12 protein-coding genes and 1 pseudogene are annotated in these 14,758 nt (G+C 65.2%); 11 read left to right on the top strand and 2 right to left on the bottom strand.

What is annotated here, in order from left to right; translation table 11 throughout:
- Position 1: 1 nt before the first annotated feature.
- Complete coding sequence (locus AAHK20_RS16720) at positions 2 to 1,351, top strand: ABC transporter ATP-binding protein (RefSeq protein ID WP_449182598.1); 1,350 nt, start codon at positions 2 to 4, stop codon at positions 1,349 to 1,351.
- Here AAHK20_RS16720 and AAHK20_RS16715 read toward each other — a convergent pair.
- Together AAHK20_RS16715 and AAHK20_RS16710 are read right to left on the bottom strand one after the other, a co-directional pair.
- Entirely contained in the window at positions 1,285 to 1,959 is a 675-nt protein-coding gene (locus AAHK20_RS16715) for an NADPH-dependent FMN reductase (protein WP_449182597.1), read from the bottom strand. The genes AAHK20_RS16720 and AAHK20_RS16715 overlap by 67 nt on opposite strands.
- A 127-nt stretch (positions 1,960 to 2,086) precedes the next feature.
- Complete coding sequence (locus tag AAHK20_RS16710; RefSeq protein ID WP_449182596.1) at positions 2,087 to 3,082, bottom strand: TorF family putative porin; 996 nt, start codon at positions 3,080 to 3,082, stop codon at positions 2,087 to 2,089.
- A gap of 311 nt (positions 3,083 to 3,393) precedes the next feature.
- Here AAHK20_RS16710 and AAHK20_RS16705 point away from each other — a divergent pair.
- The 10 genes and pseudogenes from AAHK20_RS16705 to AAHK20_RS16660 all read left to right on the top strand — a co-directional run.
- Positions 3,394 to 4,699, top strand: a pseudogene (locus AAHK20_RS16705) (quaternary amine ABC transporter ATP-binding protein); the annotation flags it as partial.
- The gene (choW, locus tag AAHK20_RS16700) at positions 4,692 to 5,600 is read left to right on the top strand and encodes a choline ABC transporter permease subunit (protein WP_449182595.1); all 909 of its coding nucleotides are present in this window, start codon (positions 4,692 to 4,694) and stop codon (positions 5,598 to 5,600) included. The pseudogene AAHK20_RS16705 and the gene choW, both read left to right, overlap by 8 nt.
- A 44-nt stretch (positions 5,601 to 5,644) precedes the next feature.
- Entirely contained in the window at positions 5,645 to 6,610 is a 966-nt protein-coding gene (locus tag AAHK20_RS16695) for a GlxA family transcriptional regulator (RefSeq protein WP_449182731.1), read from the top strand.
- A gap of 121 nt (positions 6,611 to 6,731) precedes the next feature.
- Positions 6,732 to 7,685, top strand: coding sequence for a choline ABC transporter substrate-binding protein (locus AAHK20_RS16690; RefSeq protein ID WP_449182594.1), 954 nt, complete (start codon positions 6,732 to 6,734; stop codon positions 7,683 to 7,685).
- Between the two features lie 269 nt (positions 7,686 to 7,954).
- On the top strand, positions 7,955 to 9,367 hold the full coding sequence (locus tag AAHK20_RS16685; protein ID WP_449182593.1) for a GH1 family beta-glucosidase: 1,413 nt from the start codon (positions 7,955 to 7,957) through the stop codon (positions 9,365 to 9,367).
- Between the two features lie 86 nt (positions 9,368 to 9,453).
- Positions 9,454 to 10,695: an ABC transporter substrate-binding protein gene (locus AAHK20_RS16680; RefSeq protein ID WP_449182592.1), complete on the top strand. Its 1,242-nt coding sequence runs from the start codon at positions 9,454 to 9,456 to the stop codon at positions 10,693 to 10,695.
- A gap of 8 nt (positions 10,696 to 10,703) precedes the next feature.
- On the top strand, positions 10,704 to 11,639 hold the full coding sequence (locus AAHK20_RS16675; RefSeq protein WP_449182591.1) for a carbohydrate ABC transporter permease: 936 nt from the start codon (positions 10,704 to 10,706) through the stop codon (positions 11,637 to 11,639).
- On the top strand, positions 11,636 to 12,553 hold the full coding sequence (locus AAHK20_RS16670; RefSeq protein WP_449182590.1) for a carbohydrate ABC transporter permease: 918 nt from the start codon (positions 11,636 to 11,638) through the stop codon (positions 12,551 to 12,553). Before AAHK20_RS16675 ends, AAHK20_RS16670 begins: the two co-directional genes overlap by 4 nt.
- A gap of 27 nt (positions 12,554 to 12,580) precedes the next feature.
- Positions 12,581 to 13,678, top strand: a complete 1,098-nt coding sequence (locus tag AAHK20_RS16665; RefSeq protein WP_449182589.1) for an ABC transporter ATP-binding protein — start codon at positions 12,581 to 12,583, stop codon at positions 13,676 to 13,678.
- 38 nt (positions 13,679 to 13,716) lie between these two features.
- The gene (locus AAHK20_RS16660) at positions 13,717 to 14,739 is read left to right on the top strand and encodes a LacI family DNA-binding transcriptional regulator (RefSeq protein WP_449182588.1); all 1,023 of its coding nucleotides are present in this window, start codon (positions 13,717 to 13,719) and stop codon (positions 14,737 to 14,739) included.
- Positions 14,740 to 14,758: the final 19 nt, after the last annotated feature.

The following is a 14,758-nucleotide window of genomic DNA, read 5'->3' as shown; positions in this document are numbered from 1 at the left end:
GATGCAAAATCCTAAAGCTGCAACTACCGAAGTGCTTCAGACGCCGTCGGGCGTGGCTACCCGGGACGCCGGCCGCGAGATCCTCAACGTCAAGGACGTGACCCGTGGCTTCAGCAAAGCCCAGGAAGATCTGCTGGTGCTCGACGGGGTGAATCTGACGCTGCGCGAAGGCGAGATCGTCGGGCTGCTGGGCCGCTCGGGCTCGGGCAAGTCGACGCTCCTGCGCATCATCGCGGGCTTGATTCAGCCGACCGACGGCCACGTCGACTACCTTGGCAAACCGCTCGACGGCCCGGCCGAAGGCGTCGCGATGGTGTTCCAGACGTTCGCGCTGTTTCCATGGCTGACCGTGCTGCAGAACGTGGAAGCGGGGCTCGAAGCGCTGGGCGTCGGCGCCAGCGATCGCCGCACACGGGCGCTCGCCGCAATTGACCTGATCGGTCTCGACGGCTTCGAAAACGCCTATCCGCGCGAGTTGTCGGGCGGCATGCGTCAGCGGGTGGGCTTTGCGCGCGCGCTCGTCGTCGATCCGACGCTGATGCTCATGGACGAGCCGTTCTCCGCGCTCGACGTGCTGACCGCCGAAACGCTGCGCACCGACTTGCTCGACTTGTGGACGCAAGGCCGTCTGCCGATCAAGTCCGTGCTGATCGTCACGCACAACATCGAGGAAGCTGTGTTCATGTGCGACCGCATCCTGGTGCTGTCGTCGAATCCGGGCAGGGTGATCGCCGAGATCAAAGTGCCGTTCAAGCATCCGCGCAACCGTCTGGACCCGGCGTTCCGCCGTCTCGTCGACGATATCTACGCGCGCATGACGGCGCGTCAGGTGAGCGAAGCGGCGACGGCGGGGCTCGAGCTTGGCAGCCGTCTGCCGGAAGTGTCGACCAACCTGATGGCAGGCCTGATTGAGACGCTGGCCGTGCCCCCGTATAACGGCCGCGCGGATATGCCGGAAATCGCGCGCTCGCTGCATCTGGAAGTGGACGATCTGTTCCCGATCGCCGAAGTGCTGCAGCACCTGGGTTTCGCGGAAATGCGCGAAGGCGACATTTTCCTTACGCCGCAAGCGCGCGCGTTCTACGAGTTCGGCACGCAGGAACGCAAGATGATGTTCGCCGAGCATCTGCTGCGCAACGTGCCGCTTGCCGCGCGGATCAAGAAGGTGCTCGACGAGCGGCCGGGACATCGCGCGCCGCGCGTGCGTTTCGAACAGGAGCTGGAAGATTCGCTGTCGGACCACGCGGCTCAGGAGACGCTCGACGCGGTCATCAACTGGGGCCGTTACGGCGAGGTCTTCTCGTACAACGACCAGTCGGAGATTTTCAGCCTGGCGGACGTCGAAGCCTGAGCGGCGGCAAGGCTCGCGGCGCGCTGCGAGCCGAACACCAGCGCGAATTCGGCCGCCTGCCGGCCGACCGTCGCGAGCTGCTCGGCGACCTTCGCGTCCGAGCACGTTTCCGGCGTCTCGAAGCGCGTCTCCAGCGTGTTGACGGCGGCGCCGAACGGCGTCGGCCAGCCGCGCAGCGCGTGCACGATCGAGCGCAGCGAAGTCAGCACCGTGCCCGTCGCCTGCCAGCCGTAGGCCGTCACGACGGTGCCGACGGCGCGTCCGTCCAGATACGGCCGCTCGTCGGCGCGCAGTTCTTCGAGCGTGTCGAGCGCGTTTTTCACCAGACCCGAGACGCCGCCGTGATAGCCGGGCGTCGCGATGATGATCGCGTCGGCGGCGCGCACGGCTTCGATCAGTTCGAGTTGCGCGTCGGTCCGCTCCGGGTCTTCCGGCGCGTAGTGAGGCAGGCTGTGCAGAAACCTGCCGCCGAAGAGGCGCGTGCGCGCGCCGGCGGCCTCGGCGCCGCGCAGCGCGAAGCCGAGTGCGCGTTCGGTCGACGACGCGTCGCGCGTGGTGCCGCCGATGCCCACGACGAGCGGCAAGGGAAGATGTTCGAAAGCAGTCAAGACAACACTCCGTCGGTCAGCGGCGCCGGAGCGCCGGGTCTACAACCTGGTCAAGCTGCCATGGTAGTGACTGCTTAACTGCGCCGGAAACGACTTTTTCTTCTATCGATATGCTGGAAAGCGCAGGTCAGAACACTTTCGTGAGCGTCGCTAACACTGTCGTCGCCAACGGATTCGACACGGCGATGTTGCCTGACGAATCGCGCGCGCCGGTCGTGTAGTTGTCGTAGACGTTAGTCGCGCCCCATCCCTTCGTGACCGCCCCGGTCAGCGTCCAGCCGCCGTCGAAGGTCTTCGACACCGCGACCTTGGCGTCCTGCCAGTTGTACGCCGAGAAGTTCTGCACGCGCTCCCAGCCGTAGTGCACGAGCAGCGAGAAGCCGTGCGTCAGGTCGATGTTCGTGTTCAGGTCGAGATAACCCGAGCCGCGGCTCCCTTGGCCGCTGCCGATGCCGAGCGATTGGCTGTCGTAGCCGAAGTAGTTCGGCGTGTACGTGAGCCAGTATTTCGCGGTGAACCACTTGTAGGTGAGCGCCGCGACGAACTCGCCGTAGTTGTAGCTCGTGTCGCTCGCGGCCATGCGCGCGCCCGGATATACGTAGTAGTACACAGTACCGGTGTACGACAGATCGCCGATCGATCCGCCGTAGCCGCCGTACAGATCCCATTCGACGGTGCCGTCTTCGACGAACTTGTTGCTCACGCTGGAGAGCCACGTGCCAACGAACAGGCCGCTCGGGTGCGCGTAGTCGATGCCGCCCTGGATCGCGGGCTTGCCCCAGCCTTGCCGGAAGCCGCGCGACACGTATTGCGAGGCGAGCGTCACGTTGGCCGTCAACGGCGAGGCGCCGGCCGGCGCCGGCGCTGCCGCTGCGGCGGGAGCGGGCGGATCGGCGGGATTCGAGGCGAGCGTGGGCGCCGCCGTGGCGTCCGATGCGGGAGCCGCGGCCTGAGCGAGCGTCGAGGTGTTGGCCGCGGCGGGCGCGGTCGCAGCGTCGGCGGCGCCGGTGCCGCTCGATGCCGCCGCTTGTGCCTCGGCTGCGGCTGCATGCAGCGTGCCGATCAGGAACGCGCCGCAAAGCGCGGCGGACGTGAGGCGTGACTTCGTCTTGCCGTCGTGCATGAAGAAGATCTCCGTCGTTGAAGGCGGGCCGCTTTACGTGCTTATGCGTGTGCTTGCGGCTTCACCGGGCAGTGCGATTGAGGGGGCGGGCGTCCCGCATCGATGCGTGCGGTGTCGAGAGGGCGTCCGGTCGAAATGACGGCCCGAGTATGTCCAGCCAAATCAGCCACTGCGCATAGCGTTTCGGACGCGAATTTGCACGGCGGCGACACGCCGGTTTGGCATGCAAAATTCTTCATGCGGTGCACCATCGGCCAAGCCGCGCGTGCGGCGGGCGTTTGCGCGCTTTCGGGACGTTCGTCCGTTTCTATGCGTGTCGCATTTGCGCAAGCGTCTGTCGGAATTCGTCGGCTGCTAGGTCTTTTTTCTGGCAACTATGTATTAACGCTGCGCAGGCTGGCGCCTGCGATCCTGCTCTTGGAGGAGATGGATTCGATGAATGCCAGAAAGGTGGTGGTCGAGGGGCTGTGCAAGGTGTTTGGCAACAACCCGAAGCAGGCTCTCGACATGCTCGCGGGCGGTGCGACGAAGGATGAAATCTTCGCGCGCACCGGTCAGGTAGTCGGCGTGCACAACGTGTCGTTCGACGTTCAGGAAGGCGAGATCTTCGTGCTGATGGGCCTCTCGGGCTCGGGCAAGTCGACGCTGATCCGCCTCATCAACCGGCTCGTGGAGCCGACCGCGGGCAAGGTGATCGTCGACGGCCGCGATATCGCGGCGGTCAAGCGCTCCGAGCTCACGGCGCTGCGCCGCACCGACATGAGCATGGTGTTCCAGTCGTTCGCGCTGATGCCGCAGCGCACGGTGCTCTCGAATGCGGCGTTCGGGCTCGAAGTGGCCGGCGTCGCGAAGAAGGAGCGCGAAAAGCGCGCGCTGGCGGTGCTCGAACAAGTCGGGCTCGCGGCCTTCGCGCAGAAGCTGCCATCGGAGCTGTCGGGCGGCATGCAGCAGCGCGTGGGGCTGGCGCGCGCGCTGACGGTGAACCCGTCGCTGATGATCATGGACGAGGCGTTCTCGGCGCTCGATCCTTTGAAGCGCAAGGAGATGCAGAACGTTCTGCTGCAACTGCAGAAGGACCAGCGGCGCACGATCATGTTCGTGTCGCACGATCTCGAAGAGGCGCTGCGCATCGGCAACCGCATCGCGATTATGGAAGGCGGCCGGCTCGTGCAGCTCGGCACGCCGCAGGAAATCATCAGCAAGCCCGCCGACGACTACGTGCGCGCGTTCTTCGAGGGCGTCGACACGAGCCGCTATCTGACCGCCGGCGACCTCATGCAGACCGACGCCGTGCCGCTCGTGCGCCACGCCGACACGGCCGCGGTCTCGGCCTCGCTCAACGGCAGTGCGGACTACGCGTTCGTGCTCGACGCCGAACACAAGATCCGCGGCTTCGTCACGCGCGAGGCGCTCGGCGCGGCAACGACCTCGGCGGCGCCGCGTATCGCTCACGTTGAAAGCATTTCGCGGGCGGCGACGCTCGAGCATGTCGTGTCGCGTGTCGTCGCGAGCGCGAGGGCGCTCCCGGTCGTGGACGACGACGGCTGTTATTGCGGCTCGGTCGATCGCGCCGCTGTTCTGAAAGTTCTCACGCGTTCGCGAGGCTCCCATGTCTGAACTCATTCCGCTCGGCAGTTGGGTCGATCAATCGGTCCACTTCCTGCTCGATCACGACAGCAACACGTTCGACGCGATCGGCAAGGTGATCGAGGGCATCGCGGCCTTCGTCGAACATAGTTTGCAGGCGGTGCCGATGTGGGCGCTGATGGCGTTCTTCATCGCCGTCGGGTTGTGGCGCGTCGGCTGGCGCTTTGCGATCTTCACGACGCTCGCGCTGCTGTTGATTTGGGCCACGGGCTTCTGGGATCAAACGGTCGTCACCTTGGGCCTCACGTTGTCGTCGACGATCATCAGCCTCGTCTTCGGCGTGCCGCTCGGCATCTGGACCGCGAAGAACAAGCATGTGGCCGCGATCGTCCGCCCGATACTCGACTTGATGCAGACGATGCCCGCGTTCGTCTACCTGATTCCGGCTGCGATGCTGTTCGGGCTTGGGCGCGTGCCGGGGATTCTGTCGACCGTGATCTTCGCGATGCCGCCCGCCGTGCGGCTGACGAGCCTCGGCATTCGCCACGTGAATCGCGAGATCGTCGAAGCGGGGCAGGCGTTCGGCTGCACGTCATGGCAGCTGCTCTACAAGGTGCAGTTCCCGAACGCGCTACCGTCGATCATGCAGGGCGTGAACCAGACCATCATGATGGCGCTGTCGATGGTGATCATCGCGTCGATGGTGGGGGCTGGCGGCCTCGGCAACGACGTGCTCGCGAGCATTCAGCGCCTCGATATCGGGCTCGGCTTCGAAAGCGGCCTTTCGGTGGTGCTGCTGGCGATCATTCTCGACCGCATTACCGAGAGCTTCGGCCGCACGCCGGGCACGGCGCCGGCGCCGCGTTTCGCAGGGCTGCGTAATGTGATGCGAGTGCGCCGCGAGCAACAACAGCCGCTGACGCAGAGCTGAGCCAACTCAACCCTGTGCCCTTGGAGAGCGACGTGACGCCTGCCATGACGGAATCGCCGTTGCCGTCCCCCGCGCATTTCGGTTTTCTGACGTTGCCCAACTTCTCGATGATCGCGTTCACGAGCGCCATCGAAGTGCTACGGATGACGAACTATGTGGCGCGGGAGACGCACTATCGCTGGTCGATCGTGTCGACCGACGGGGTGCCCGTGAGGGCGAGCAACGGCATCACCGTCAAGCCCACGCGCACGCTCGAAGAGGCCGGGGTGCCCGACGTGCTGATCGTCTGCGGCGGCACGCAGATTCGCAGCGCGGTCGATACGCCGGTCAAGACGCTGCTCGCGGACATGGCGGAGCGTCGCGTGCCGCTCGGCGGGATTTGCACCGGCGCCTATGCGCTGATGAGCACGGGCCTGCTCGACGACTACCGCTGCACCGTGCATTGGGAAGATATGTCGGTGCTGCACAAGGAATTTCCGCACGTGCGGTTTTCCGAGGAGCTGTTCGTCATCGATCGCGACCGGCTCACTTGCACGGGCGGCACCGCGCCGCTCGACCTGATGCTGCATCTGGTCGGCAGGCGTTTCGGCCAGAACCTCGCGGCTCAGGTTTCGGAACAGTTCATTCTCGAGCGCATTCGCAGCGCATCCGATCATCAACCGATTCCGGTGGACGCGCGCGTCGGCTTCTCGCGCGCCGAGCTGATCGAGGTGGTGCGCCTGATGGAAGCGAATATCGAAGAGCCGCTCTCGCTCGACGAGCTCGCACGGCTCGTGCAACTGTCGCAGCGCCATTTGCAGCGGATGTTCAAGGTGTATTTGAACGTCTCGCCGACGCACTACTACCTGTCGTTGCGCTTGCGCCGCGCGCGCGATCTGCTGCGCACAACGGATGCCTCGATTGCGCGCGTGACGACCGTCTGCGGTTTTCATTCGCCGTGCCATTTCAGCAAGGCGTATCGCGCGCAGTTCGGACATGCGCCGAGCCTGGAGCGGCGTCAGCCCGAATAACCGGCCGGCCCGGCGTAGGCCCACCCGAATCGAGCCAGTCCAATACGCGACCGCCCGAGCGAACGGATTTCCCTGTCGTTGATTTCACTGATCCACAAATCGAAACCCGAGGAGAACTGCAATGAAAAGAATCATGACGGCGGCGGTGTGTGCGCTTAGCATGGCAGCGGCCATCACGGCCACACCCGCGCAGGCGTCGGACCCCGGCGTGTGCCGCAACGTGCGCTTCGCCGACGTCGGCTGGACCGACATCGCGGCGACCACCGGCCTCGCGTCGACGATCTTCAGCGGCCTCGGCTACAACCCAACCAAGACGATCGCGTCGGTGCCGATCACGTTCGCCGGCATCAAGAGCAAGCAGATCGACGTATTCCTCGGCTACTGGGCGCCGACCATGGACCCGATCATCAACCCGTTCGTCAAGGCCGGCTCGATCAAAGTGCTGTCCACACCGAACTTGACCGGCGCGAAGTACACGCTGGCCGTGCCGGATTACGTCTATAACGGCGGCCTCAAATCGTTCGCCGATATTCAGAAGTACGCGGACAAACTCGACGGCAAGATCTACGGCATCGAGCCCGGCAACGACGGCAATGCGCTGATCAAGAAGATGATCGACGGCAATCAGTTCGGCCTCGGCAAGTTCAAGCTCGTCGAGTCGAGCGAGGCGGGGATGCTCGTCGAAGTGAACAAGGCGGTTCGCGAGAAGCAGTGGATCGTGTTTCTCGGCTGGGAACCGCATCCGATGAACGTGCAGATGAAGATCGATTACCTGACCGGCGGCGATGACGTGTTCGGTCCGAACTATGGCGAGGCGAAGGTGTTCACGGCCACGCCGCCCGACTACGCAGCGCGCTGCCCGAATGCGGCCAAGCTCGTGTCGAACCTGCAATTCACGACCGGCATCGAGAACCATGTGATGGTGCCGATCATGAACAAGCAAGATCCGAACAAGGCGGCGCTCGCCTGGCTGAAGGCGAATCCGCAGGTGTTGAACCAGTGGCTCGCGGGCGTGACGACGATCGATGGGAAGGATGGGCTGACGGCGGTGAAGGGGTATCTGGCGTCGCATTGAGCGGCTAGTAGTACAACAGCCGTGGTTTAGAGGAGGGGCTGCACGCCGATGGCGTGCAGCCCCTTCTTTCTTGGCAAGACCCGTCTCATCCACGATCAGCACCGCATCGCGGTTGCCAAACCGCTTCACCGGCGGATGGTTCAGGACAAACCCTGATTGTCCCGACAAATTTCCGGCTGCTATCTTGCGCGACAAGCGTGTGGAAGCGCTTCCACACATTCCGGCGCAGGCGGACTCCTGCGGCCCCTCCCCCTAGCGCAGGAGCTTCCGTGACTTCCGTCGCCACCGCTTCGCCGTCGTCCACCCCCAACGCCAGTCTGGAACAGGACCCCTTCACGCCGCCGCCCGCCTCGTCGTTGTGGCGCCGGGATTTCCTGCTTGGCGCGGCGACCGCGTCGTACCAGATCGAGGGCGCCATCGCTGAAGACGGCAGGCTTCCGTCGATCTGGGACACGTTCAGCGCGACGCCGGGCAAGGTGCTCGCGGGCGACACGGGCGCGGTGGCCTGCGACCATTACCACCGTTGGGAAAGCGATCTCGATCTGCTAACGAGCCTGGATTTCGAGGCTTATCGCTTTTCGATCGCGTGGCCGCGCGTGATGGACGTCGCGGGGCGCCCGAACCCCAAAGGCATCGCGTTCTACCGCAGGTTGCTGGAGCGCCTGAAAGAGAAGGGCGTTCGCACCTTCGCGACGCTCTACCACTGGGACCTGCCGCAGCATCTGGAAGACCGCGGCGGCTGGCTCAACCGCGACACCGCATACCGCTTCGCCGACTATGCCGATCTGATGAGCCGCGAACTGCGGGGACTCGTGGACGGCTGGATGACGCTCAACGAGCCGTGGTGCTCCGCGTATCTCGGCTACGGCAACGGCCATCACGCACCGGGGCTCGCCAACGGCCGCTACGCCACGCAGGCGATGCACCATCTGCTGCTTGCGCACGGCCTCGCGATTCCCGTGCTGCGGGCGAACGACCCCGGCTCGGCGAAGGGCATCGTCGCCAACGTGGGCCGCGGCACGCCCAATTCGCCCGCGACCGCCGATGTGCGCGCGGCTCACCTGTTCGAGGTGCAGCACAACGCGTGGATTCTCGATCCGCTCTTCAAGGGAACCTACCCGAAGGACTTGTTCGAATTGTGGCCGGGCACGGAGCCGCTCGTTCTCGAGGGCGATCTGCGTACGATCTCGGCGCCGCTCGATTTCCTCGGCATCAACTACTATTTCCGCACCAACGTGAAGAGCGACGGCGCGCAGGGTTTCGTGGAAGTGCCGCTGGAAGGCGTCGAGCGCACGCAGATGGGCTGGGAGGTGTATCCGGACGGCCTGCGCGACCTGCTCATCGGATTTCATCGCGACTACGGCAACCTGCCGCCCATCTACATCACCGAGAACGGCATGGCGTCGAACGACAGCGTGATCGACGGTCGCGTGGACGACGCGCAGCGCATCGCCTTTCTCAAACGGCACCTCGCCGCCGTCGATGCCGCCATCCAGGCCGGCGTGGACGTGCGCGGCTATTTCGTCTGGTCGCTGCTCGACAACTTCGAATGGGCGTTCGGCTATGAGCGGCGGTTCGGGGTCGTCCATGTCGATTACGCCACGCAAAAGCGCACGCCCAAGCGCAGCGCCGAACTGCTCGCCCGCTTCATCGCCGAACGGCGCGAGCGCAGCGGCGCGTAGAGGCGCTGCGCGCGACGCGCCTCACGGCGGTAACGTAGTGTCCGTTAGCTCATGCAAAACAACCCGGTACGACCGGAGGAGACGCAATGAAGCACAACGTACCCGTCCTGCGCGGCGTCGTGGCCGCGCTGGCGCTGGCCGGCGCCCTGGCGGCACATGCCGATGCACCGCTGAAGGCGAACGTGATTCACTGGTGGACCTCGGGCGGCGAATCGGCCGCGATCAAGCAGTTCGCGCTCGCTTATGACCAGGCCGGCGGGCAGTGGGTCGATAACGCCATCGCTGGCGCCGACCAGGCGCGCTCGACAGCGATCAACCGCATCGTCGGCGGCGATCCGCCGACCGCCGCGCAGTTCAACACGTCCAAGCAGTTCCACGATCTCATCGACCAGGGGCTCCTGAACAACGTCGATGCGGTCGCGGCGAAGGAGAACTGGAACGCGATCTTCCCCGAGTCGATTCTCGGCGCGATCAAGGCGAACGGGCATTTCTACGCGGCGCCCGTCGATATCCACATGCAGGACTGGTTCTTCTACTCGAAGCCGGCGTTCGCGAAGGCCGGCATCAAGGGCGAGCCGCAGAACTTCAACGAGCTGTTCGCCGACCTCGACAAGCTGAAGGCGGCCGGACTGATTCCGCTCGCGCTGGGCGGCCAGGCGTGGCAGGAGAAGATCACGTTCGACGCGATCTTCGCGGACATGGACCGCGACCTCTACATGAAGGTCTACCGCGACCGCGACGCGAATGCCGTCAACTCGCCGGCGTTCCGCAACGTGCTCGCGACGTTCAAGCGCCTGCACGACTACGTCGATCCCGGCTCGCCGAACCGCAATTGGAACGATGCGACGGCGCTCGTGATTTCGGGCAAGGCCGGCATGCAGATCATGGGCGACTGGGCGAAGGGCGAGTTCTCGGCGGCCAACCAGGTGGCCGGCAAGGACTTCGGCTGCTTCCCGGGGTTCGGGCCGAAGTCGCCCTACATGGTGGCAGGCGATGTGTTCGTGTTCCCGAAGACCGACAACGCGGAACAGATCAAGGCGCAGCAGCTGCTGGCGACGGTGATGACGTCGCCGCCCGCGCAGGCGTCCTTCAATCAGCGCAAGGGTTCGATTCCGATCCGCCCGGACGTCGATCCCTCGGGCTTCGACATCTGCGCGAAGGAGGGCATGGCGATCATGAAGGACAAGTCGCGGCAGTTGCCGAACCCGGAGATGCTGATTTCGCCTGACGTGCAGGGCGCGCTGCAGGACGTGATCACGAACTTCTGGAACAAGCCGCAATCCGTCGAGGACGTGCAGAAGGCCTTCGCGACGGCACTCAAGAGCTAGGGCTCACCGTGTACGCCCTGAAATTGCCCCACGCGCGACGGCAGGCGCGGGCGCTGCGGCCCGCGCGGCGGCGTCTGTCGCTCGCCGCGTGGATTGCGCTCGTGCCAATGGTGGCGACGGTTGTCTTCGCGTACCTGGGCACGATGCTGTGGACCTTGCGCGTCTCGATGAGCTATTCGCGCTCGCTGCCCACCAACACGTTCGCAGGCGCGACGCAGTACGTGCGGCTCTTCGAGAACGACCGCTGGATCGTTTCGCTGCAGCATCTCGCGATCTACGGCGTGTGCTTCATCGTCGCCTGCCTCGTGATCGGGCTGCTGCTCGCGATCTTCATCGATCAGCGCGTCGTGGCCGAGGGCGCGCTGCGCACGGTGTTCCTGTATCCGTATGCGATGTCGTTCGTCGCGACGGGGCTCGTCTGGCAGTGGATCCTCAATCCCGAACTCGGCGTGCAGTCCGTGCTCCATCATCTGGGCTTCACGCACGCGCGCTTCGACTGGATCGTCTCGCAGCGTTTCGCTATCTACACGCTCGTGATCGCGACGGTGTGGCAGGCCTCCGGCCTCGTGATGGCGCTGATGCTCGCGGGCCTGCGCGGCATCGACGACGAGATCTGGAAGGCCGCGCGTCTCGACGGCATTCCGCGCTGGCGCGTCTACGTGAGCATCGTCGTGCCGATGCTGCGGACGTCGGTCTCGACGGCATTCGTGCTGCTCTTCGTGATGGTCGTGAAGCTCTACGACGCCGTCGTCGCGATGACCCAGGGCGGTCCCGGCACCGCGAGCGAAGTGCCCGCGAAGTTCATCATGGACTACCTGTTCAATCGCGCCAACATCGGGCTCGCGTCGGCGGCATCGATCGTGCTGCTGGCCACGGTGCTCGCGATTCTCGCGCCGTTCTTCTACGCGCGCAGCCGCGCAGCCTTGAAGGAGGCCCGTCGATGAGCACGCTGTCTGGCGGTTCGCTCGAGCTCACGCCGCGCCCGAAGCGCGCGCCGAAGCGGCGCTCGCGCTTCACGCCGGCGCGTCTCGGCGTCTATGCGTTCCTCTTCACGGCCGCCTTGTTCTTCCTCTTGCCGCTCTATGTAATGCTCGTGACGTCGGTCAAGCCGATGGACGAGATCCGCCTCGGCAACCTGCTCGCGCTGCCGGCGCATGTCACGCTCGCGCCGTGGCGCGGCGCCTGGGCGTCGGCATGCACGGGGCTCGACTGCGGCGGCATTCGCGTGGGCTTCTGGAACTCGGTGCGCATCGTCGTGCCGAGCACGGTTTTCTCGATCGCCGTGGGCGCGGTGAACGGCTACGCGCTCTCGTTCTGGCGGCCGCGCGGCGCGGGCCTGCTGTTCGGCATCCTGCTGGCAGGCGCGTTTATCCCCGTGCAGGTGATGGTCTATCCGCTCGTGCGCATGCTGGCCTTCGCGCACCTGTTCAGCTCGCTGCCGGGCATCGTCCTGATTCATACGATCTTCGGCATGCCCGTGATGACGCTGCTGTTCCGCAACTACTATGCGTCGCTGCCCGAGGATCTGTTCAAGGCCGCGCGCATCGACGGCGGCGGCTTTTGGCGCATCTTCGCGCAACTGATGTTGCCGATGTCCGTGCCGATCATCGTCGTCGCGATCATCATGCAGGTGACGGGTATCTGGAACGACTTCATTCTCGGGCTCGTGTTCGCGGGCGCGAAGAATCTGCCGATGACGGTGCAGTTGAACAACATCATCAACACGACGACCGGCGAGCGCCTCTACAACGTGAACATGGCCGCGACCATCCTCACGTCGCTCGTGCCGCTCGCGATTTACTTCGTATCGGGACGCTGGTTCGTGCGCGGCATCGCGTCGGGCGCGGTAAAAGGCTAAGGGTTAGCAGGCTGCTAGGAGCAAGCGATGGCGAATCTGGCTAACGTGGCGGTGCGCAACCTGCGCATCGATTTGGGCGCGAACACGGTGATCGAGGATCTCGATCTCGATGTGCGCGGCGGGGAATTCGTGGTGCTGTTGGGCCCGTCGGGCTGCGGCAAGTCCACGCTGCTGCACAGCATCGCGGGGCTCATCGACGTGGCCGACGGCAGCATCGAGATCGGCGGCGAGGACATGACATGGGCCGATCCAAAGGATCGCGGCGTCGCGCTCGTGTTCCAGTCGTACGCGCTCTATCCGACCATGAGCGTGGAGCGCAACCTGTCGTTCGCCTTGCGCGTCAACGGCACGCCGAAGGCGGAGATCGAGCGCCGCGTGAAGCGCGCGGCCGACATGCTGCAACTCGGCCCGCTGCTCGCGCGCAAGCCTGCTCAGCTTTCGGGCGGCCAGCGCCAGCGCGTGGCGATCGGGCGCGCGCTCGTGCGCGAGGCCGACGTGTTTCTCTTCGACGAACCGCTTTCGAATCTCGATGCGAAACTGCGCACCGAACTACGCCGCGAGCTCAAGCAACTGCACCAGCGACTGGGCGCGACGATGATCTATGTGACGCACGACCAGGTGGAGGCGATGACGCTCGCCACGCGCATGGCCGTCATGAAGGGCGGGGTGATCCAGCAGTTCGGCACGCCGGCCGAGGTCTATGCGCATCCCGACAATTTGTTCGTGGCGACTTTCCTCGGCATGCCTTCGATGAACCTGCTGCGCGGCACGCTGCACGCTGACGAGGGCAAGCTGTGGTTCCGCACGCCGCATCTCGCCGTGGACGTCACGCACTATGCGTTCCGCGGCGCGCCGGACTTCAGCCGTCCGTGCGTGCTGGGCGCGCGCCCCGAGGACGTGCGTGTGGCGCTCGCCGTGCGAGCGGGTGAAACGGCATGGGAGGGACGCCTTGCGCTGATCGAGCCGATGGGCAATCACCGCGTCGTGTGGCTCGACTATCATGGCGCGCAGATCGCGTCGATCGATCAGGACAAGACGCCGCTCGCGAACGGCGCCGCGGTGCCGTTCAGCTTGGACGGCGCGCAGGTGTCCCTATTCGACGGCGAGACAGGCGCGCGGCTGTAAGCGCACGGGGCGATAGTGAAACAGGTGAGGAGCGGGACTTGGCAACCTTGAAGGACGTGGCGGCGCTTGCCGGCGTGGGCCTGTCGACAGCCTCGCGGGCGATCTCCGGAAAGGGACCGGTATCGGCCGAAGCGGCTGCGCGCGTGCAGGCGGCGATCGGGCAGCTCGGCTTTCGTCCGTCGTCGATCGGCCGCGCGATGGCCACGCAGTCGCTCGGCATCATCGGTATCTTTGTGCCGACGTTCTTCGGTTCGTACTACAGCACGATCCTCAGGGAGACCGATGCGCAACTGCGCGCCGTGCATCGCCACGTCGTGGTGGCGACCGGCTGCGAGCAGGCCTCGCCGCGCGAGCAGGCGATCGAGTCTGTGCGCTTCCTGATTGGCCGCGATTGCGACGGCGTCGTGGTGATCAGCCATGACCTGCATGACGAAGATCTCGTCATGCTGCACAGCCTTCATCCGCGCATGGCGTTCCTGAACCGCGTGTTCGACCGGATGCCGGAGGCATCGTTTTGCGCCGATCACGTCAAGGGCGGCGAGCTGGCGGCGCGCACGCTCGTCGAGCATGGGCATCGCGAGATCGCGGTGATTGGCGGGCCGGCTTCGTCGCCGGACAATGCAGCGCGCCTGAACGGGTTCTTTGCCGAGCTCGCGCGTCACGGCATTGCGCGCGAAACCGTGCTGCACATCGAGTCGGACTTTTCCCCCGAAGGCGGCTATGCCGCCGCGCAGACGCTGCTCGACACGAAGCGGCGCTTTACCGGCTTGTTCTGCGCGAACGACACGATGGCCATGAGTGCGCTCGCGCGGCTGCACCAGGCGGGTCTGTCCGTGCCGCGCGACGTGTCGGTGATCGGCTATGACGACGACTACTCGGCGGCGTACATGGCGCCCGCGCTGACGTCGGTGCACATTCCGACGGCCGAGCTCACTCGCAATGCGGTGCGCTGGCTCATCAACCAGTGCTACGGCACGAACTGGCCAATCGAGCGGACTTTTCCGGTGAGCGTCGTGATGCGCGAGTCGGTGGGACAGGCGAGGTCGCGAATCGACGCGTAATCGCGGCGCACGGCGAGCC

It is taken from the genome of Trinickia camelliae, assembly GCF_053525655.1.
This window is presented reverse-complemented; position numbering and strand designations above follow the sequence as displayed.